Raw genomic sequence first — 20937 nt, 5'->3', positions numbered from 1 at the left:
AAAATATTCCCAATAGCGGCTTTATAGGGGAAGTGCGCGGGGGACGTCCAGAGGTTTCTGAAAGTTTTTTAACTGGTGGGAAATATCAGGCGGCACGACAGCGTTTCTGGCCGTCGTGCGCGAGGGGCGGGTTTATTCGTTGCCGTTGCCGTAGTTCATGATCGACAGCAGGCGGATCGGCACCTGCACCAATTGCTCGGGACCGTGGGGCACTTCGCCTTCGAAGGTCAGGCTGTCACCGGCTTCCATGCGGTACAGCTGATTGCCGTGGCGGTAGATCAGCTCGCCTTCGAGCAGATGCAGGAACTCGGTGCCGGGATGGGAGAAGGTCGGAAACTCCTCGCTGGCGTCATCCATGCTGACCATATACGCCTCGAAGCTCTTCTTCGGCCCGCGGGTATGGTTGAGCAGGTGGTAGGTGTGGCCTTTCTCCGTGCCCCGGCGCACCACCTCCATGCCCTGGTCGGCCTTGACCAGCAGGGCACTGCCACCTTGCTGGTCGTACTGGCTGAACAGCTTGGACATCGGCAGCCCGAGCACGTCGCACAGGCGGCTCAGGGTATCGAGGCTGGTGGACACCTGGGCGTTTTCGATCTTGCTCAACATGCCCTGGCTGATGCCGGCGATCTTCGCCACATCGGACAGCTTCAGGTCCTGGGCCAGGCGCTGGCGCTTGATCTGCATGCCCAGGTACTGCTCCAGCTTGAGGCGGGGTTCGAGCTCGTTCGGCATATTCATCGGGACCTGCACGGTTTCTGTTCAATAATATTAGTTTCGCACTGAGAAAGTGCAAGGCGGCAACCTGTGTGGTCCGCCGCTGCGGTGTATTCCCACAAGGAAAACAATTTTCCCATATATACAGCACAAATGCGCGGTCACTGATGTCGCATTTCGGCATGGCGGGACTTGGCAAGGGCTTTGCATTCCTGAAGAGAAATTAACTTTCTTCTGCGGAATAAAGAAGGTTGAGAGCGTCAACTCCATCCCTAGCGCTTTGCCTTTTCACGAGGAGTGAAGACCCCATGTTGCCAGCAGAAACCCAGCGCCTTATCGACAAGCACGGGATCAAGTACGTGCTTGCGCAATTTGTCGATATCCATGGCGCGGCAAAAACCAAATCGGTGCCGGTGTGCGGACTCAAGACGGTGGCGGAAGAAGGGGCCGGATTTGCCGGTTTCGCCATCTGCGGCATGGGCATGGAGCCCCACGGTCCGGACTTCATGGCCCGTGGCGATCTGTCGACCCTGACGCCGGTGCCCTGGCAGCCGGGGTACGGCCGCGTGGTCTGTGTCGGGCATGTCGACGGCCAGCCGCATCCCTATGACAGCCGCTATGTCCTGCAACAACAGGTCCAGCGCCTGCAGGACAAGGGCTGGACCCTCAACACTGGCCTGGAACCGGAGTTCAGCCTGTTCCGCCGTGACGCCGAGGGCAAGCTGCAAGCGGTCGACGCCAGCGACAACCTCGACAAGCCCTGCTACGACTACAAGGGCCTGTCGCGTTCCCGGGTGTTTCTCGAGCACCTGACCGAGGCGCTGCAAGCGGTGGATTTCGAGGTCTACCAGATCGACCACGAAGACGCCAACGGCCAGTTCGAGATCAACTACACCTACAGCGATGCCCTGACCTCGGCCGACCGCTTCACCTTCTTCCGCATGGCTGCCGGCGAGATTGCCAACGACCTGGGCATGATCTGCTCCTTCATGCCCAAGCCCGACCCGAAGCGGGCCGGCAACGGCATGCACTTTCACCTGTCGATCGCCAGCGCCGAGAACAAGAACCTGTTCCATGACGCCAGCGACCCGAGCGGCATGGGCCTGTCGAAGCTGGCCTATCACTTCGCCGCCGGCCTGCTCGCCCATGGCCCGGCGCTGTGTGCCTTCGCCGCGCCGACGGTGAACTCCTACAAGCGCCTGGTGGTGGGTAACTCCCTGTCCGGCGCGACCTGGGCCCCGGCCTTTATCGCCTTCGGCGCCAACAACCGCTCGGCGATGGTCCGCGTGCCTTACGGACGCCTCGAATTCCGCCTGCCGGATGCCGGCTGCAACCCCTACCTGGTCAGCGCCGCGATCATCGCCGCAGGCCTGGACGGCATCGACCGGCAACTGGAAGTCGAGCATGTCTGCAACGAAAACCTCTACAGCCTGAGCCTGGAGCAGATCGCCGCCCGGGGCATCAAGACCTTGCCGCAATCGCTCAAGGAAGCCACCGACGCCCTCGAAGCCGACCCGCTGTTCGCCGAGGTCATGGGCCCGCAAATCGTCGGCGAGTTCATCAAGCTCAAGCGCATGGAGTGGGTGGAATACAGCCGCCATGTCTCCGACTGGGAAATCCAGCGCTACACCGAATTCTTCTGACCGACCGCTTCAACAACCATTCGGGCGGTCGGGGTCAAACCGGGCGTCCTGTGTCTTCGAGGGAGACTTGATATGTGTGGGATCGTAGGGCTTTACCTGAAAAATCCGCAGCTGGAAGCCCGGCTCGGCCAGTTGTTCGAGCCGATGTTGCTGGCCATGACCGACCGTGGCCCGGACAGCGCCGGCTTTGCCATCTACGGTGATGAAGTGGCCGACGGCTGGCTCAAACTGACCTTGCAGGCGACCACTGAGGGTTTCGACTGGCAACCACTGATGGCCGAGCTGGAAGGGTGCCTGGGCTGCTCCCTGGACTGGTTTCAGAACGCCAGTGCCGTGGTGCTGAAAATCCAGGCCAGTGAAGCCCCGGTACGGGCGCTGCTCAATGAGCTGGCGCCGTCGGTGCGGATCATGAGCGCCGGACAGAGCATCGAAATCCTCAAGGGCATGGGCCTGCCGCTGGAGATTTCCCAGCGTTTCGGCCTGGCCGGCATGCAGGGCAGCCACATTATCGGGCATACCCGCATGGCCACCGAAAGCGCGGTGACCCTGGAAGGCAGTCACCCGTTCTCCACTGGCGCGGACCTGTGCCTGGTGCACAACGGCTCGCTGTCCAACCACTTCCGTCTGCGCCAGGAACTCAAGCGCGAAGGCATTCATTTCGAGACCGACAACGACACCGAAGTGGCCGCCGGTTACCTGACCTGGCGCCTGCAACAGGGCGACTCGCTGAAGCAGGCGCTGGACCATTCACTGCGCGACCTCGATGGCTTCTTCACCTTCGCCATCGGCACCCGCAACGGCTTTGCGGTGATCCGCGACCCGGTGGCCTGCAAGCCGGCGATCATCGCCGAAACCGACGACTACGTGGCCATGGCCTCGGAATACCAGGCCCTGTCGAGCCTGCCGGGTATCGAACACGCCAAGGTCTGGGAGCCGGCACCGGCCACCCTGTACCTCTGGGAACGCAAATCAGCTTAAGGAGTGCCTGCATGAAAACCATCGATCTTTCCACGGCCTCGGTGCGCGACCTCAACCAGGCGCTGCATGACCAGGTCCATCAGCTAGAGGACCGTGAATGGGTGGTGACCCATTCCAACGGCAAGCACAACCTCGCGGTGGGGGTGAACCAGGCGGTGTCCATCGATATCCAGGGCCATGCCGGTTACTACTGCGCGGGCATGAACCAGAAGGCGAGCATCACCGTGCACGGCAATGCCGGTGTCGGTGTGGCGGAAAACATGATGTCCGGCATGGTCCGGATCAAGGGTAGCGCCTCCCAGGCGGCCGGAGCCACGGCCCATGGCGGTCTGCTGGTGATCGAGGGTGATGCCGGGGCCCGTTGCGGGATCTCGATGAAGGGCATTGATATCGTGGTCGGCGGCAGCATCGGCCATATGAGCTGCTTCATGGGCCAGGCCGGACGCCTGGTGGTGTGTGGCGATGCCGGCGATGCCCTGGGCGATTCGCTCTACGAAACCCGTATCTACGTCAAAGGCAGCGTGCAGTCCCTGGGGTCGGATTGCGTCGAGAAAGAGATGCGCGCCGAGCACCTGGAAGAGTTGCAGGAACTGCTCAACCGCGCCGGTTTCGACGAGTCCCCCGCCAGCTTCAAGCGCTATGGCTCGGCCCGTCAGTTGTACAACTTCAAAGTCGATAACGCGTCCGCGTACTGATCCACGCGAGGAGAACTGCCATGAGCGACCCTGTTAACCCAAAAGCCGCTACTCCGGTGCTGCGTGAATCCGCCACCTTCGACCGCCTGACCATCCAGGAAATCCAGCGTGCCGCCGAGACCGGTATCTATGACATCCGAGGTGGCGGCACCAAGCGCAAGCTGCCGCACTTCGATGACTTGCTGCTGCTCGGTGCCAGCGTCTCGCGCTACCCGCTGGAAGGCTACCGGGAGAAGTGCGGGACCGATGTGATTCTCGGCAACCGCTTCGCCAAGAAGCCGATCCATCTGAAGATTCCGGTGACCATCGCCGGCATGAGCTTCGGCGCGCTGTCGGCCAATGCCAAGGAAGCCCTCGGCCGTGGCGCGACCATTGCCGGCACCAGCACCACCACCGGTGACGGCGGCATGACCCCGGAAGAGCGCGGGCAATCGCAGCACCTGGTCTATCAATACCTGCCGTCGCGTTATGGCATGAACCCGGATGATCTGCGCAAGGCCGATGCCATCGAGATCGTCCTGGGGCAGGGCGCCAAGCCGGGCGGTGGCGGCATGCTGCTGGGGATGAAAGTCACCGAGCGCGTAGCGGGCATGCGCACGCTGCCGATCGGCGTCGACCAGCGCAGCGCCTGTCGGCACCCGGACTGGACCGGCCCGGACGACCTGGCGATCAAGATTGCCGAGTTGCGGGAAATCACCGATTGGGAAAAACCGATCTACGTGAAGATCGGTGCCAGCCGGCCGTATTACGACGTCAAGCTGGCGGTCAAGGCCGGGGCCGATGTGATTGTGCTCGATGGCATGCAGGGCGGCACGGCGGCGACCCAGGAAGTGTTTATCGAACATGTGGGGATTCCGATCCTGCCGGCGATTCCCCAGGCGGTCCAGGCGTTGCAGGAGATGGGCATGCATCGCAAGGTGCAGTTGATCGTCTCGGGCGGGATTCGCAACGGTGCCGATGTGGCCAAGGCCATGGCGCTGGGGGCCGATGCGGTGGCGATCGGCACGGCGGCATTGATTGCCCTGGGTGACAACCACCCGCGCCTGGACGAGGAATTGAAGAAGATCGGCTCGGCGGCCGGCTTTTACGATGACTGGCAGAACGGTCGTGACCCGGCGGGGATCACCACCCAGGACCCGGAGCTGTCCAAGCGCCTCGATCCGGTGGAAGGCGGGCGGCGCCTGGCCAACTACCTGCGGGTGCTGGTGCTGGAGGCGCAAACCATGGCGCGGGCCTGTGGCAAGTCGCACCTGCATAACCTCGATCCCGAGGACCTGGTGGCCCTGACCGTGGAATCGGCGGCCATGGCCCGGGTGCCGCTGGCCGGCACGTCGTGGATTCCGGGTTCGGGCTACTGAACCAAGACTCCAATGGAATCTTGAACACGCCGAAAAACCTGTAGGAGCCAGCTTGCTGGCGATAGCGGCCGCTCAGACGATGCAAGGCTCACCGGCCTCATCGCCAGCAAGCTGGCTCCTGCAGAGAGCGTGCTCAGCCGTGACGGGCCCTGACAGGGACGGCGGTATTTGCACGTTCATCATTCGAAGAGGCCCCGAGGCCCGTCCACTCTCACATTGCTCGCTGCCAGACATCCCCATTCTTTTTGCAGGAGCTTCAATAATGGTCAATCGTCTACCTGGCAAATCCCTTTTACTGCTGCTGGCCCTCGGTGCGATAGCACCCGTGGCTCAAGCAGCCGACACCCCGACCCTCAATACCGGCAGCACCGCCTGGATGATCACCGCGGCGGTGCTGGTGCTGTTCATGTGCCTGCCGGGCCTGGCGCTGTTCTACGGCGGCCTGGTCCGGGCAAAAAACATGCTCTCGCTGTTCACCCAGTGCTTCGGTGTCGCTGGTCTGGTCGGTGTGTTGTGGGTGATCTACGGCTACAGCATGGTGGTCGACACCACCGGCATGATCGACGGCCAGGTGACCTTCAACAGCTTTGTCGGTGGCCTGAGCCGGGCCTTCCTGGCCGGAATGAAACCCGACAGCCTGGTGGGTGATATCCCGGAAGGGGTGTTCGTGACCTTCCAGATGACCTTCGCCATCATCACCCCGGCGCTGATTGCCGGGGCCTTTGCCGAGCGCATGAAGTTCTCGGCGGCGCTGCTGTTCATGGCGGTCTGGTTCACCCTGGTCTACGCGCCGGTGGCGCATATGGTCTGGGGCGGGTCCGGGGCCCTGATGCACAACTGGGGCGTGCTCGACTTTGCCGGCGGCACCGCCGTGCATATCAATGCCGGCGTCGCCGCCCTGGCCGCGTGCCTGATCCTCGGCAAGCGCAAGGGTTATCAGAACGAGCCGATGCCGGCGCACAACCTGAGCCTGACCATGGCTGGCGCGGCGATGCTCTGGGTCGGCTGGTTCGGTTTCAATATCGGTTCCGGCGGCGGTCTCAACGGGCTCTCGGGCATCGTCATGCTCAATACCCAGTTGGGCGCCTGTGCCGGTATTCTCGGCTGGATGTTCACCGAGTGGTTCAAGGTCGGCAAACCCAGTGCCCTGGGCCTGGCCAGCGGTGCCTTGGCCGGTTTGGTGGGGATCACCCCGGCCTGCGCCTATGTCGGCGTCGGCGGTGCCCTGGCCATCGGCTTGTTGTGCGGGGTGTTCTGCTACCTGAGTGTGACCGTGCTGAAACGACGTTTCGGCTATGACGACAGCCTCGATGTCTTCGGACTGCATGGCATCGGCGGCATGATCGGCGCGGTGCTGACCGGGGTGTTCTGCGTGCCGTCGATGGGCGGCCTGGTGGAGGGCGTGACCCTGGGCGGGCAGGTCCTGGCGCAGATCAAGGGGGTGGCGCTGACCACGGCCTACTGCTTTGTCGTCAGTTGGGTGATTCTCAAGGTGATCAAGGTGTTGATCGGTTTGCGCGCCGATGAGTCGGTGGAAGAGATGGGGCTGGACCTGGCCGAGCACAATGAGCGCGCTTACAACCATTGAGCCTGGACCCGGTGTGCCGGCCGGTGAAACGGTGTAACGGCTGACATCGCATCGCCGGCAAGCCGGCGATGGCGTCTGCGAGGACAGCACAACCGCCAGCGTCTACCGGGATTGCTGCAACTGTGTGGCAATCACGGTGTTCTTCATCAGATAGGCAATGGTCATCGGCCCGACCCCACCCGGTACCGGGGTGATCGCGCTGGCCACCAGGCGGGCGCTGGCATAGTCGACATCCCCTACCAGGCGGCTGCCGGTCTCGGTTTCAATCCGGTTGATACCCACATCGATCACCACCGCGCCCGGCTTGAGCCAACTGGCATCGATCAACTGTGGGCGCCCGACAGCGGCCACCACAATATCCGCCAGCCGGCACAACGCCGGGGCATCGACACTGCGCGAGTGCACCACGCTGACCGAACAATCGGCCTGCAACAGCAAGGTCGCCATCGGCTTGCCGACGATATTCGAACGACCGATCACCACCGCGTGCTTGCCGCTCAGATCGCCGCAGGTTTCCTGCAGCAAGCGCATGCAGCCACTGGGGGTGCAGGGTGTCAGCACTTCGGCGCCGTGAACCAGGCCGCCGACGTTTTCCCGGTGAAAGCCGTCGACATCCTTGAGCGGGTCGATGGCCTGGATCACGGCATTTTCTTCGATATGCGCGGGTAACGGCAGTTGCACCAGGATGCCGTTCACTGTCGGATCGGCATTCAGTTCGCCAATCAGTTGCAGCAGCTCGGCCTGGCCGGTGCTTGCGGGCAGGCGATGTTCCAGCGAGCGGATGCCGACTTCTTCGGCGCGCAGCAATTTATTGCGCACATAGACCTGGCTGGCCGGGTCGTCGCCCACCAGGACCACGGCCAGTGCGGGGAAGATGGCTTGCCGGGCCAGGTTCGCGACTTCGTCGCGGACTTCATTGAGCACCTGGGCGGCGATTGCCTTGCCGTCGATGTCACGGGCCGGTGCAAGGGAAGAATTCATCGAATGCGTCACCATGGTCTGGATAGGAAAAAGAGTGGGGCCAGGCGTTGGCCATCCTGCGGTCTCGCAAGCACCCTGGAACCTTGTAGGAGCCTGGCTCGCCAGCGAAGGGGCCTTGAGGCCGCCAAAAGCTTCGCGGGCAAGCCCTGCTCCTACAAGGTGTGTGTTCTTCAGGTCGGTCAGGCCACCAGCCGGTGGCAGAAATATACCACCAGCACGCCGGCGAGCAGTGTGACATAAGGCAGCATACCCGCGCGCTTGAGTCCGGCATCGGCCTGGATATGCAGGTCGGTCAGCATCGCTTCCGGGAAACGGCCCTTGTCCTGCCAGTAATGGCGCACGACAAACACCGGAATGATCAGCAGCGCCAGTAACAGGCCGGTGAACAGCGTACCGGCGCCCCAGATATCCGCGCCCATTCCCATGCACGCCAGATTGACGAAGCTCAGCACCCCGCCGGCCGCCAGCAACAGGGTCGGTGCCTTGTACGGACGGGCCCAGTCCGGGCGGTCCAGGCGGTGGATCCAGCCGGCGTTGAGGTTGAGGAAGTTGAAGATGATGTAGCTGACATTCGACGCCGCGAGGACGAACACATAGTCGGACATCAGTAACAGCAGCATATTGAACGTCAGGTCGGTCCACATCGCCGCCGTCGGCGCGCCGTGTTCGTTGGTCCGCCCCAGGTACCTGGGCAACCAGCCGTCCACCGAGGCCTGGTACAGGGTGCGCGAAGAGCCGGACATCGAGGTCATGATCGCCAGCAGCGTGGCCAGTATCAGCATGATCAGCACGATATTGGCCACCAGCTTGCCGCCGCCGATGCTGTCGGCCATGACCTGGCCGACGCCCATGCCGCTGTAGATCGCCGGCGACAGCAGGCCGCTGTAGACGGCGGGAGTGACCACCGCGCCGCTGGCATCGAGCACCGCCGGCGTCACCAGTTGACCGAGCCCGAGGCTGCCCTGGAAAGCCAGTGGCACCAGGGTGAACACCAGGATGCAGAGCAGGCCGGCGTAGAAGATCGCCTTGAAGGTGTCGCGCTTGGGGTCCTTGAATTCCCGGGTATAGCACACGGCGGTCTCGAAGCCGTAGGTCGACCAGGCGGCCATGAACAGGCCGCCGGCCATCAGCGACCAGCCGGAAATATCCCAGGGCCCGTCGATCACCTGTCCGGCGGCGTCGTGGGCCAGGGGGAACAACGGCAGGAAGTTGACCCGCGCCGCGTCGCCGGTAAGCAGCGGCACCACACCTACCAGCAGCAGCGGAATCAGCGAAGTGGCGCCCAGCACCAGGGTCAGTCGCGCCGAACGCAGGATGCCGCCGTGCTGCACGGCGAACACTCCCAGCAGGATCAGCAGGCCAATACCGAAGGTGGCGTTGATGCGCAGCGACAGGCCGCTCTTGACCCAGCCCAGGTCAAGCAGGGTGAACTGCCAGGTGTTGATCAGCGCATCCGCCGGAAACAGCGCGGTGAGGATATAGCCGGCGGCCAGTCCCGAACCGATGGCCAGCACCGGCGACCAGGCCAGCCAGTTGCACCACACCGACACCGGGGCGATCAGCTTGCTGTAGCGGACCCAGGCGATGGCGCCGTAGACCGAGGCGCCGCCGGACTTGTGCGGAAACAGCCCGGCGATTTCGGCATAGGTGAAGGCCTGGATAAAACCGAACAGGATCGACACGATCCAGACGATCCAGGCCGGTTTGCCCACGGTGGCGGCAATCGCGCCAATGGAGAACAGCACCAGCGCGGGCACGCCGCTGGCGACCCAGAAGGCGCCGCGCCAATCGATCTTGCGGTGCAGGCTGCCGACCGCGGCGGTGGCCGGCGGTACGGTCTCGAACGTCGTCGCTTCCATCTTTGTATTCCCATGTCTGAGTGGAGGGGCGTTGGGCAGTCAAAGTCAGTTGGCGTAACCGTTCGTTATTCCTATCAACTGCGCACCCGGCTCTTGTCCGGGTCGTAGAAGATTGCGGGCGTGACCGTGGCGCTGATGCGCTTCTGCAGGCCATCGACCTTGCCGACCTCAAGCTCCATGCCAATCTCGGCGCAGGCCACATCGACGCGACAGAGGGCGATATTGCTGCCCAGCAGTGGCGAGCGACAGGCGCTGGTGATGACTCCTACCCGGGCCCGTCCGCGATAGACCGCATCGCCATGGTGGGCACCTTCATTGCCGCTCAGTTGCAGGCCCACCAGCTTGTGGCTGGGATGGGCGCTGCGCCGCAGCAGCGCGTCGCGACCGATGAAGTCGTCGGTCTTGCTCTTGAGCGGCACGCTGAAACCGATCCCGGCTTCAAATGGATCGGTCTGGTCGCTGAACTCGTAGCCGGCAAAGATCAGCCCGGCTTCGATGCGCAGCATGTCCAGGGCTTCCAAGCCCAGGGGGACGATGCCCAGGGGCTGGCCCAACTGCCAGATCCGGTCCCAGACCCGCCCGGCGTCCTCGGGCTGGCACCAGACCTCATAGCCCAGCTCGCCGGTGTAGCCGGTGCGGGAAATCATCAGCGGGCAACCGTCGTAGCCGTCCAGGCGCCCCACCAGGAAGCGGAACCAGCCGAGGCTTTCCAGGTCCGGCTGGGTCGGTGGGGTCCAGACCATCTGCTTGAGCAGTTCGCGGCTCAGCGGACCCTGGACCGACAGGTTGTGGATCTGCTCGCTGGCGGACTTGACCCAGACCTTCATGCCCAGCTTCGCCGCCTGTTCCCGCAGCCAGGTGCCGGCATAGTCCTCGCCGCAGATCCAACGGAAATTATCCGGCCCCAGGCGCAGCAGGGTGCCGTCGTCGAGCATGCCGCCGTGCTCGTGGCACATCGCCGAATACACCACCTGGCCGACCGCCAGGCGCCGCACGTCGCGGGTCAGGCAGTACTGCAACAGGGCTTCGGCGTCTGGGCCGAGGATCTCGAACTTGCGCAGGGCCGTCAGGTCCATCACCGCCACGCGCTCGCGGCAGCCGAGGTATTCGTCGATGGCACCGAAACCGTCGTAGCGCAGGGGCAGCCACCAGTTGCGGTAGTCGGTGAAGCTGCCGGTCAGGCCGCTGGTGCGGCTGTGGAAGCCCGATTCACGGGTCAGGGTCGGGTCGGCGTCGGCCGTGGTTCGAGTGCTCATGGCGATGGAAAAACGCTCCTGTTCGCTGTAGACGCGGATATGGATGTCGGTCGGGTTCCAGCCGTTGGCCGGGTCGATGTCGTCGGGGCACGATGAGCTGCCGCAGACCAGGTCGTTCATGGCCTTGAGCAGCACATAGTCGCCGGGGCGCGACCAGGGTTCGTCGAGGGTCATCTGCTGGTGGGCGTCGATCGCGGTGTTGAAGAAGAAGTTGATCGCCGGCCAGCCGGCGCGCGCTTTTACGCCATGGGGGGCGAGGGCGCGGCTGAGGTTGTCGCTGCAGTTGTCGTGCCCGAAATAGCCCTGGCTTTCGTAATAACGGGCGGCGCAGGCGAGGGCGAAGGCGTCGTGACGGCCCACGGTGTCGCGCACCACTTCGAGCATGGGCTGAAACTGCCGGTCGAAGAACTTCGAGAACAGCCCGGGCGCCGGGTAGGCACTGCCGTTCAAGGTGCGGGTGACGGTCGGGTCGAGGTCCAGTTCCTGACCGCGCTCCAGCGCCCGGCGGTCGAAGGCGACAAAGTCCGAGCATTGCCGGCCGGCGACATCCAGCACCTGGATATATTGGCCCTTGGCGACGGTGTAGCCGCGGGCGCTGCCGGCGCGCACGGTGAACTCGTCCACCAGTTCGCCCAAGGGTTCCGGCAGTTCGGGCAGCCACAGCGGCGACGGGTTGGCCCGCTCGACCACCAGGCGCAGCTCGCTGGGCCGGTATTGCCGGTCGACGGCGTGGGGGCTGGCGGGGGCGGCCACCAGCACCAGCAGCGGATCACTGGCGACAAAGCGGCGGCTGTGCCCGGCTGCGCTGTCGTCGCCCCAGAGTGAGGCGGCGCGGGGCAGTGAGCGGAGATCGATACCGCGTTTGTGCAAGGCCTGGAGAATGCGTCGGCTGTGCAGGCTCGGCTCAGCCAATTGCCCGGCGATAAACTCGCCGCCCAGCGTGGCGGCCAGTGCCCATTGTGCCAGGGCGCTGTGGCCGTTCGCCGCGAGGGCCAGCAACTCGCAGGATTGCAGGCCTTCGACGTCGATCACCTGCAAGGTGTCGCCGGGCTCCAGGGCCACCAGGCTGACGCCGCCGGCGGCCACCCGATAACGTTCCTGCGCCGGCGCCCGGGCAAACAGCCCGGGCTCCCGGGGATGCGAAACACGTGGTGCGTTCATGCTGCGACTCCCCTGTCAGCCAACCGACTGGATCGAGGTGGACGGTTCGCCGAGGTAGGCGGCCATGGAGTCGTCCAGCGCGTGCAGCCAGGGTGTGTGATGGGGCGGCGACTGGGTGCCGGTCATCAGCGAACGGTAGGACTTGTCGCGATAACCCATGATGTTTTCGGCCTTGTCGTGCTTCCAGTGCAGGAAGGTGTCGTTGACCGCGGCGATGTCGAAATCGGGGTAGTCGGTGGCGTCCACCAGTTGCTGGATATAGGCGCCCTGGTACTCGAACATCTGCTGGTTGGTTTCCAGGGTCTGTTCGCGTGCGTGCCATTGCCGGCTGTCGGCGACCATCTCGGCGTGAGACGGCAAGGCGATGCGCCCGAGGATGACGTCGCGGGCATACCAGGCCTGGGCGTCGAACATGTTGAAGGAGTACCACTGGTCCTGCATGCCGAGGTAGATCATCCGTGGGTTGGGTTCCCAGAACACGCCCTTGTACAGGTTCATCGGCCACAGGCGATTGTCGGTCTTGAGGCAGAGTTCGTCCGGCAGGAACGGGAAGTGATGCTTGTAGCCGGTGCAGAGGATCACCGCGTCGATGTGCTTGCTGCTGCCGTCGGCAAAATAGGCACGGTTGTTTTCCAGGCGTTGCAGCAGCGGTTTTTCCTCCCAGTTGGCCGGCCATTGGTAGCCCATCGGCGCGCTGCGGTAGCAACTGGTGATGCTCCGGGCGCCGTATTTGTAGCACTGCGAGCCAATGTCCTCGGCCGAATAGCTGCTGCCGACGATCAGCAGGTCCTTGCCCTTGAATTCCAGGGCCTCGCGAAAGTCATGGGCGTGCAGGATGCGTCCGGCGAACTGCTCGAAACCCTCGAAGTACGGAACCTTGGGCGTGGAGAAGTGGCCGCAGGCATTGATCACGTAGTCGAAGCTTTCCTCGGTCTGAAGATCCTGGTTGTAGTCATGGGCCTGGACAGTGAAGCGGCCGCTGTCGGCGTCGAAGCTGACCTGGCGCACCACATTGTTGAAGCGAATGTACTGGCGCACCCCGGCTTTTTCCACGCGGCCCTTGATGTAGTCCCAGAGCACTTCCCGCGGCGGGTAGGACCCGATGGGCCGGCCGAAATGCTCTTCGAAGGTGTAGTCGGCGAACTCCAGGCACTCCTTGGGGCCGTTCGACCACAGGTAGCGGTACATGCTGCCGTGCACCGGTTCGCCGTTTTCGTCGAGGCCGGTGCGCCAGGTGTAGTTCCACATGCCGCCCCAGTCGCTCTGCTTTTCGTAGCAGACCAGTTCCGGGATCTCGGCGCCTTTGTCACGGGCCGACTGGAAGGCTCGCAGTTGCGCCATGCCGCAAGGGCCGGCGCCGATGATTGCCACGCGTAAAGTCATGATCGTGCCTCGTAATGATGGGGTCGGCGCTCAGCGAAAGATCACTGTCTTGTCCTGGTTGATGAAGACCCGGTGTTCCAGGTGATATTTCAGGGCCTTGGAAAGCGCGACGGTTTCGGTGTCGCGGCCGATGGCGACCAGGGAATCGGGCCGGTGGGTGTGGTCGACCCGCTGGATCTCCTGCTCGATGATCGGGCCCTCGTCCAGGTCGCTGGTGACGTAGTGGGCGGTGGCGCCGATCAGCTTCACGCCACGGTCGTAGGCCTGGTGATAGGGCTTGGCACCCTTGAACCCCGGCAGGAACGAGTGGTGGATATTGATCGCCCGGCCTGACAGCTTGCGGCACAGGTCGTCGGAGAGGATCTGCATGTAGCGGGCAAGCACCACCAGGTCGGTGTGGGTTTCCTCGACGATGCGCAGCAGCTCGGCTTCCTGCCCGGCCTTGGTGTCCTTGGTCACCGGCAGGTAGATGAAGCGGATGCCCTCGCGCTCGGCCATCGGCCGCAGGTCCAGGTGATTGGAGACCACGGCGGTGATGGTCATGTCCATCTCGCCCTTGCGGTGGCGATAGAGCAGGTCGGTCAGGCAATGGTCGAACTTGCTGACCATCAGCAGCACCCGCGTCGGCTCGGCACCGCTGAACAGCTCCCACTGCATGTCGAAGCCGCCGGCCAGGCCACCGAGGCCTTCGCGCAGTGCGCCGACGTCGGCGCTCGGACCTTTGTTGAAGCGGAACACCGCGCGCATGAAGAAACGCCCGGTGAACTCATCGTCGAACTGCGCCAGCTCGCTGATGTAGCAGTTCTGCCCGGCCAGGCAGGAGGTGACCGCCGCGACGATGCCGGAGGTGGCCGGGCAGGTGATCTTGAGAATGTAGTGTGGCTCTGGATGGTCCATGGAAACTCCCGGGGTGGCTCAGCCCTTGGCGGTGCGTTTGGTTTTCTGCGGATCGTCGAAGGGCAGCGCGTGGCTGACGGCGCCGGTCTCCAGGCTGCCGCGCACTTGCAGGGCGATACCGGGCACGGAGCAGGCGACGTTCATGCGGGCGATGGCCATGGAGCGTTTGCTCAAGCGCGAATACATGCCGCAGGTGACCACGCCGACCTGTTGGCCGCCTTGCCAGAGGGTGTCGCCGGCCTCGGCGGCGCGGACGCCGTCCAGCAGCAGGCCAGTGATCTTGAAGCGCTCGCGGCCTTGCAGGCGGCGGTGTTCCTCGGCGCCGCGGAAGTCGCGTTTTTCCGGCGAGACGGTGAACTCCAGGCCCATTTCCCAGAGGGTGTCGCCGGGCTTCTCGTCGGCGAAGGGGTACATCTGCGAGTTGTCGTAGGGGAAGAACATCAACGAGCTTTCCACTCGCAACCAGTCCAGGGCGGTAAAGGCGCAGGGAATGATGCCCAGGCTCGCGCCCTGTTCCAGGATCTGGTCCCAGAGCAAGGGCGCATCGGCGGCCTTGCAGAAGATTTCGTAGCCGCGCTCGCCGGTATAGCCGGTGCGCGAGATCATCACCGGGCGCTCGAACAGCCGGGTCTGCAGGTGGTGGAAGTAGGGCAACTGGCGAATGCCGGGCACGTGCTCGGCAAGAAAATCCACCGCCAGCGGGCCTTGCAGCGACAGGTCGTGGAGATCGTCGTCGAACAGCACCGCGACCTGCCGGCCCTGGGCCGAACGCACCAGCATTTCATGGCCGCTGCCGGCACCATGGACCACCATGAAGGCGTTGGGGCCGGTGCGGTAGACGATGCAGTCGTCGACGAATTTGCCTTCCTCGTCGAGCATCGAGGCGTACACCGATTTGCCCGGATACAGCTTGCTGATGTCCCGGGTGGTCGCCCATTGCAGCAGGCTTTCGGCGTGGGGGCCGACGTAGTGGACTTTTTTCAGCCCGGACACGTCCATCAGCCCGGCCCGGGTGCGGATCGCTTCGTGGTGATCGGCGAGGTCGCTGGCGTAGGTCCAGGCGGTGCCCATGCCGTTCCAGTCTTCCAGGTTCGAGCCGAGTGCGCGGTGGCGCTCGGCGAGTGCGGAAATGCGCCATGAATGAGCCATATGCAGGTCCTTGTCGGTCAAAGAGTGGGTAAGGGGTCAGGCGTCAGGGTCGAAGCGGCTCAGCCACTTGACCAGGGTCTCTCGGTAGCGGGTCATGCCCTTGTAGTCGGCGATCGGCTCCGGCAGGTCGTGCAGCACGCGGTGCAGGCGGCAGCCCCAGCCGGGCTGGCTGACCAGTTCGTCGAGGCTGATCAGGTAGGTGCGGATGCTGAACATCAGGCCGTTGCTGCGGGGCAGGCGCGCCATCAGTTGCAGTTCGACCCGCAGGTGCACCAGGCGACCGGCGTTTTCGGCGGTGACACTGCCGCGGTCGGCGCCCCATTCGTGGAAGGTTTCCGGCGAGGAGTCCAGGCGCGGATTGATCGTCAGCGTCCAGTTCAGGCGTCGCACCGGTTGGCCCACCGGGACATTGAGCAGGTATTTCAGGGCGCGCTCGAAGATGCCCATCTGGTGGGCCATGGGCACCGGCGAATGCCATTGCTTGAAGCTCATGCCGGCATCGAAGGCCAGCGACCAGTCCGCCGGGCTGGTGACCATGCCGGCGTCCATGAACAGGTCGCCGTCGCGCTGGTCGAGCAGGGCGAAATCGCCCTGGACCTGGCGGGTGATGAACTCCAGCGGTTCGCACGGCAAGGTCGTGGCGTCGCCGAAGATAAAGCGCTGGTCGATCGCCAGGGCCTTGTTGCGCCAGTGCCAGTTCAAGCCGTCGCAGTCGAGTTCGAACCACTGCGGATAATCGGCGGCGAGCTTTTCCATCAGCATTTCCAGGGCGTCCCAGGCGGCTTCCTGCATATGCGGCATTACCAGGTAGCGGCGTGGGTCCTGGTCCAGGACCCGGGCGCGTTCGGCCATTTCCGAGCGGTAGTGCTCGTCGATATCGAACCAGTGTTCGTAGATCGAGCCGGGGTCCTTCGAGTTCGCCGGTTCGATATTCACCGAGTAGAGGTAACTGTCCTCGCTGAAAGGGAACGGAAAGCGCTGGATGGCGTTGGGGCTGTTGCGGAAGCTGAAGGGCTCCCGGTAGGTCTGGAGTGGGCTGAATTGAACGGACATGGTCGACTCCTAGAGATCTAGCAAAACCCGCGGGCCGCAACCGCGCGAGACGCAGGGCATAAGGAACTCGGCCTGTTCGGCACGGCTCAGGAAGCTGTCGCGGTGTTCGATTTCGCCGTGCAGATGGCGGGTCATGCACTGGCCGCAGACCCCGCCACGACACAGGCTGGGTGGCGCGATGCCGGCGCTTTCCAGGGCTTCGAGCAGGCTTTGCCCGGCGCTGACCTGAAGGCGTCGGCCGCTGCGGGCCAGTTCCAGTTCGAAGGGCCGGCCGGGCTGCGCGGCGCTGAAGGCCTCCCAGTGCACGCGGCTGGCGGGCCAACCGAGGCGGTTCGCGGTTTCCCGTACCGCATCGAGCAGGCGCTGCGGACCGCAGGTGTAGACATGGCTGCCCAGGGGCCGGTCGCGCAGGATCGTTGACAGGTCGCAAGGTGTGCCGGCTGCGTAACGATGCAGGCGCGGCCCCAGGCGTTCCTGCAACTCGTCGAGATAGGCATCGGTCAGGCCCGGCCGGTAGAGGTAGTGCAACTCGACATCCGCCCGCCGCCTTTGCAGGGCGTCGAGATAGGCCATGAACGGGGTGATGCCGATGCCGCCGGCAATCAGGATGTGTAGTCGCGCGGTCGAGTGCGGGGCAAACAGATTGGCTGGCGGCGAGAGGATCAGGGTGTCGCCGACTTCGACCTGTTGGTGCAGATAGCGCGAGCCGCCGCGCGATGTCTCTTGCAGGCGCACGGCGATACGGTAGTGACGGTGGTCGGCCGGGTCGCTGGTCAGCGAGTAGGCGTTGCGCAAGGTGTGTTCCCCCAGAGGCAGATGGACCTGCACATGGCTGCCCGAAGAGAAACCCGGCAAGGTTCCCGCGCAAGGCACCAGGGTGAATTCGCGGACCAGGGGCGTGAGCAGGCGCGCCGCGCTGACCCGGACCTGTAGCGGCGTGCTCATGGGTGGGCTCCAGCGTAGGGGCGGTCGGCGTCATCGCAGACCCCGAGGTAGGCCCCCAGGCGTCTGGAAAAGTGCGCACGGACGCCCAGTCGCACCTGGCAACCGATGCAGTTGAAACGGTCCGCCGCGCCGGCGGCCTGGGTCAGCCCGCAATGCACGCAATAGACCCGGCGGCTGCCGGGGGCCGAGAGGATCATGTCGATTTCGTCGTCGTGCAGCCCGGCGTTGCGGGCCTGGCCATGGACCAGCCAGATAAAGGCTTCGTCGCCGAGGATGTACAGGTGACAGCCGACGCTGGCATCCGCCAGCACGCCAGTGAGCTGCAAGGGAAAATCCCTGCCCTGGGCATTCAGCAGCAGCGGCTGGTCGAGCCCTTCGACAAAGGCCGCGCCGGCTGCCGTCGACTGCATGACGACGATGTGCCGGCGTGCCGCCTCGCGGGGCATCGGTTCCCGGTAGACGGGGAGGCTGTGAAGCCGGTCGGGGGCGGCGCTGGGTCTATCCATCATGGTGATTTTCCTGGCTGACTTGTTTCTTGCTGGGGAAGATAGTTTCCCAGAAGGAATTTCCACTCAATCTGGAAAAAGCAGTACCTCTTTGGAGATAGCCCGTCGTTATTGGGCGGCGGGGCATGGAAGTTGCTCAGCAGTGGTCAGGGCGGAGCAACCGGACGGGGAGTCATCGACAGTGCGAACACGACCACAGTGGTGGGTCCGCTGGTTTCAGCGCGTGAGCCCCGGGCAAGTCCGCCAGGTGCGCGGGCTGCTGGCCGAGTTGCCGCTGTGCCTGATGCACGCTGACGGTGCCTGGCCACGGCTGCTGGACCGTTTCGAAGCACTGCTGCCCGGTTACCGCCTGAACCTGATACTCGGTGACGAGGACCTGGGCCCGGCCCGTAAACAATTGACCAGCCTGTGCCACGGCGAAGCCAACTGCCCCTGGCGCGGCGGTGTGGTGAGCGAGTTGCCGCAGCCCTGCACGGCGTGTCGCCGGCACGGTACGCACCGCCTGCTCTGTGCCTTGCCGGAAGTGGGTAGCGCGCAGCGCGGCCTGTTGTTGCTCGATGCACCGGGCCCGGTCGGCCGTACCTTGCGCCAGTTGCTGGAGGAGGCGGCGCGGGCGGTCGGGGTCACGGTGCAACTGCTGCGGCACAAGCGCGAGCAGCAGCGCAAACACGCCACTTCCCAGCACGGCGCCCTGGCCCGGGAGCTCCATGACTCGGTGGCCCAGCAGTTGGGCTATCTGTCATTCCAGGCGCGGCTGATGCAGTCGCGCATGGGCGAGCCGGCCCAGGCGGATGCGTCGCTGGGGGAGCTGCGCAGCGGCCTGAGCCAGTTGCAGCGCCAGGTCCGCGAGCTGATCACCAGTGCCCGCCTGACCATGGACGGGCGTTCGCTGCGCCAGGCCCTGGCGGACTCGGTGGCGGAGTTTTCCCGGCGTTGCATCATTGTCTTCGAACTGGACAACCGCCTGGCCGACGATGCCCTGAACCCGGAAACCGAATTGCAGATCCTGCAGATCATCCGCGAGGCCCTGGCCAACGCGGTGCGCCATTCCCATGCGCGGCACGTGCGCATCGAACTGCGCCAGACCCAGGAGGGCGAGGTTTCGGTCGCGGTGGAGGATGACGGCATCGGGCTGAGCCAGGCCTGTGGCGAAGACAACCATTTCGGCCTGGAAATCATTCGTGAGCGGGCCAGCAGCATTGGCGCGCGACTCTCCATCGAACCGATCCGGCCCCACGGTGTGCGCGTGCACCTTGGCCTTTCCCGCCACCCAGACGACCCCCAGGGGAGTTTCAATGGACTGCACGACCTTATTGTTGATCGATGATCATCCGCTGTTCCGCAAGGGGCTGGCGCAGTTGTTCGCCGCCAGTGAGGATTTCGAAGTGGTGGGCCAGGCGGCCAGCGGGCGGGAAGGTATCAACCTGGCGTTGAGCCTGGCGCCGCAACAGGTCCTGCTGGATCTGCACATGCCCGGCCTCAGCGGTTTGCAGGTACTCGACGAGTTGCGCCAGTTGCGCCTCGGCTGCCAGATCGTGGTGCTGACCGCGTCGATGGACCGTGGCGAGTTGCTCGCCGCGCTGCGCCTGGGCGCCAATGGTTATGTGCTCAAGGAGACTGAGCCCGATGCGTTGCTGGCCTATATGCGCAACTGCAACAAGGGCGCGATTGTCCTCGACGACACCCTGGTCTCGCTGCTGGCCGGGCAGGGTGAGTCCACCCCGGCGCCACCCCGGGCGGACCCCGGCGGCCTGACCGAGCGCGAAGGCCAGACGCTGGCGCTGATTGCCGCCGGCATGAGCAACAAGCAGATCGCCCGGGAATTGGGGATCAGCGACGGAACGGTAAAGATCTACGTGAAGAATCTCCTGCAGAAGTTGAGCCTGCACTCACGCCTGGAACTGGCGGCGTGGGTGCACAACGTCGGTAGCGGGCGATCAGAGGAGCGTCATTAGCCATGGACAAGCGAGGATCACTGTTGGAATCGCTGTTGAACGAGCCGGCCGAAACGGCGCTGGACCGCTTCCCGGTGGCCCTGCTGGAGCTGGGCGACGATGCGCGGATCGCCCGCTTCAATAGCGCCTGGGTCGCCTTGATGGACCGGCCGCAGGCCCAGCGCCCGCTGATCGACTACGTGCACCAGGAGGACCGTCCGTTATGGCGGCAGGCGCTCCACGAGTTGCGCCGCCGCCCCGAGACCGCGTTCAGTCAGCGCTTGCGTTTTGTGCACCCGTCGGGGGAGTTGCGCTGGTTCGAGGTCAATCTCAAGCGCAATGCCGACGGCTTTTGCCTGGCAGTCGGTGATGTCACCGCGCACAAGCGTCGGGAAATTGCCTTGCAGGCCAGTCAACGCAGCACCTTGAGCCTGCTGGACAGCATGCCCGGACTGATTTATCGCGGACGCAACAATCGGGATTGGACGATGGAGTTTGTCAGTGCCGGCTGCCTGCAACTGACCGGCTATCCGGCCCAGCGCCTGGTGGACAACCATGACTTCACCTACAACAGCCTGATTCATCCGCAGGATGCCGATTACGTCTGGCGAGCGGTGCAATATGCCTTGTCGCGGCAGGAGGCGTTCGAACTCAACTACCGGATCCGCTGTGCCGACCATTCGATCAAGGCCGTGTGGGAGAAGGGCGTGGGGATCTATTCGGACAATCGCGAGGTGCTGGGGATCGAGGGGGCGATTTTCGAACGCAAGGTGCCATGATCCCGAGCGGGTCACGGCGATGCGGGAGCAACCGGTCGGTGCTCCCGCGGTCTGGCGA

General features: G+C 64.3%; 18 protein-coding genes. 8 read left to right on the top strand and 10 right to left on the bottom strand.

The features are described from left to right. Positions 1-132: 132 nt before the first annotated feature. On the bottom strand, positions 133-732 hold the full coding sequence (locus M5C56_RS17920; RefSeq protein WP_177098893.1) for a helix-turn-helix domain-containing protein: 600 nt from the start codon (positions 730-732) through the stop codon (positions 133-135). Positions 733-1022: 290 nt separating this feature from the next. On the opposite strand from M5C56_RS17920, the gene glnT reads away from it, so the two are divergent. From glnT to M5C56_RS17895, 5 genes are all read left to right on the top strand, one after another. Then, positions 1023-2357, top strand: coding sequence for a type III glutamate--ammonia ligase (gene glnT, locus M5C56_RS17915; RefSeq protein WP_103495371.1), 1335 nt, complete (start codon positions 1023-1025; stop codon positions 2355-2357). A gap of 72 nt (positions 2358-2429) precedes the next feature. After that, on the top strand, positions 2430-3335 hold the full coding sequence (locus M5C56_RS17910) for a glutamine amidotransferase family protein (protein WP_103495372.1): 906 nt from the start codon (positions 2430-2432) through the stop codon (positions 3333-3335). A gap of 11 nt (positions 3336-3346) precedes the next feature. Further along, entirely contained in the window at positions 3347-4030 is a 684-nt protein-coding gene (locus M5C56_RS17905) for a protein glxC (protein ID WP_103495373.1), read from the top strand. 20 nt (positions 4031-4050) lie between these two features. Next, positions 4051-5388, top strand: a complete 1338-nt coding sequence (locus tag M5C56_RS17900; RefSeq protein WP_103495374.1) for an FMN-binding glutamate synthase family protein — start codon at positions 4051-4053, stop codon at positions 5386-5388. Between the two features lie 262 nt (positions 5389-5650). Further along, positions 5651-6976, top strand: a complete 1326-nt coding sequence (locus M5C56_RS17895) for an ammonium transporter (protein ID WP_103495375.1) — start codon at positions 5651-5653, stop codon at positions 6974-6976. A 102-nt stretch (positions 6977-7078) separates the two neighbouring features. On the opposite strand, the gene folD is transcribed toward M5C56_RS17895, so the two are convergent. The 9 genes from folD to M5C56_RS17850 form a co-directional block, all read right to left on the bottom strand. Then, complete coding sequence (gene folD / locus M5C56_RS17890) at positions 7079-7957, bottom strand: bifunctional methylenetetrahydrofolate dehydrogenase/methenyltetrahydrofolate cyclohydrolase FolD (RefSeq protein ID WP_103495376.1); 879 nt, start codon at positions 7955-7957, stop codon at positions 7079-7081. Positions 7958-8136: 179 nt separating this feature from the next. Next, positions 8137-9816 (bottom strand): APC family permease, encoded by a 1680-nt coding sequence (locus M5C56_RS17885; protein WP_103499805.1) that lies wholly within the window; start codon positions 9814-9816, stop codon positions 8137-8139. 74 nt (positions 9817-9890) lie between these two features. Beyond that, complete coding sequence (locus tag M5C56_RS17880) at positions 9891-12233, bottom strand: aminomethyltransferase family protein (RefSeq protein WP_103499804.1); 2343 nt, start codon at positions 12231-12233, stop codon at positions 9891-9893. Positions 12234-12248: 15 nt separating this feature from the next. Beyond that, on the bottom strand, positions 12249-13616 hold the full coding sequence (locus tag M5C56_RS17875; RefSeq protein WP_103499803.1) for an NAD(P)/FAD-dependent oxidoreductase: 1368 nt from the start codon (positions 13614-13616) through the stop codon (positions 12249-12251). 30 nt (positions 13617-13646) lie between these two features. Further along, complete coding sequence (gene purU, locus M5C56_RS17870; protein ID WP_152739464.1) at positions 13647-14513, bottom strand: formyltetrahydrofolate deformylase; 867 nt, start codon at positions 14511-14513, stop codon at positions 13647-13649. Between the two features lie 18 nt (positions 14514-14531). Further along, complete coding sequence (locus M5C56_RS17865) at positions 14532-15662, bottom strand: aminomethyltransferase family protein (RefSeq protein WP_103499801.1); 1131 nt, start codon at positions 15660-15662, stop codon at positions 14532-14534. A gap of 36 nt (positions 15663-15698) precedes the next feature. Beyond that, positions 15699-16715, bottom strand: a complete 1017-nt coding sequence (locus M5C56_RS17860; RefSeq protein WP_103499800.1) for a DUF3445 domain-containing protein — start codon at positions 16713-16715, stop codon at positions 15699-15701. Positions 16716-16724: 9 nt separating this feature from the next. Then, a complete protein-coding gene (locus tag M5C56_RS17855) occupies positions 16725-17660 on the bottom strand; it encodes a PDR/VanB family oxidoreductase (RefSeq protein ID WP_103499799.1) in 936 nt (311 codons plus the stop codon). Then, a complete protein-coding gene (locus M5C56_RS17850) occupies positions 17657-18169 on the bottom strand; it encodes a dimethylamine monooxygenase subunit DmmA family protein (RefSeq protein WP_103499798.1) in 513 nt (170 codons plus the stop codon). The genes M5C56_RS17855 and M5C56_RS17850 overlap by 4 nt, the downstream gene beginning before the upstream one ends. Before the next feature lie 220 nt (positions 18170-18389). Between M5C56_RS17850 and M5C56_RS17845 the strand changes: the two genes are divergently transcribed. From M5C56_RS17845 to M5C56_RS17835, 3 genes are read left to right on the top strand one after another with little or no spacing between them, the layout of a single operon-like run. Beyond that, positions 18390-19493: an ATP-binding protein gene (locus tag M5C56_RS17845; RefSeq protein WP_247263226.1), complete on the top strand. Its 1104-nt coding sequence runs from the start codon at positions 18390-18392 to the stop codon at positions 19491-19493. Beyond that, the gene (locus M5C56_RS17840; RefSeq protein WP_103499796.1) at positions 19462-20121 is read left to right on the top strand and encodes a response regulator; all 660 of its coding nucleotides are present in this window, start codon (positions 19462-19464) and stop codon (positions 20119-20121) included. Before M5C56_RS17845 ends, M5C56_RS17840 begins: the two co-directional genes overlap by 32 nt. Positions 20122-20123: 2 nt before the next feature. Further along, positions 20124-20879: a PAS domain-containing protein gene (locus tag M5C56_RS17835; RefSeq protein ID WP_103499795.1), complete on the top strand. Its 756-nt coding sequence runs from the start codon at positions 20124-20126 to the stop codon at positions 20877-20879. Positions 20880-20937: the final 58 nt, after the last annotated feature.

The sequence above is a fragment of the Pseudomonas sp. MWU13-2862 genome (genome assembly GCF_023242495.1).
GTDB lineage: Bacteria > Pseudomonadota > Gammaproteobacteria > Pseudomonadales > Pseudomonadaceae > Aquipseudomonas > Aquipseudomonas gingeri_D.
This window is presented reverse-complemented; position numbering and strand designations above follow the sequence as displayed.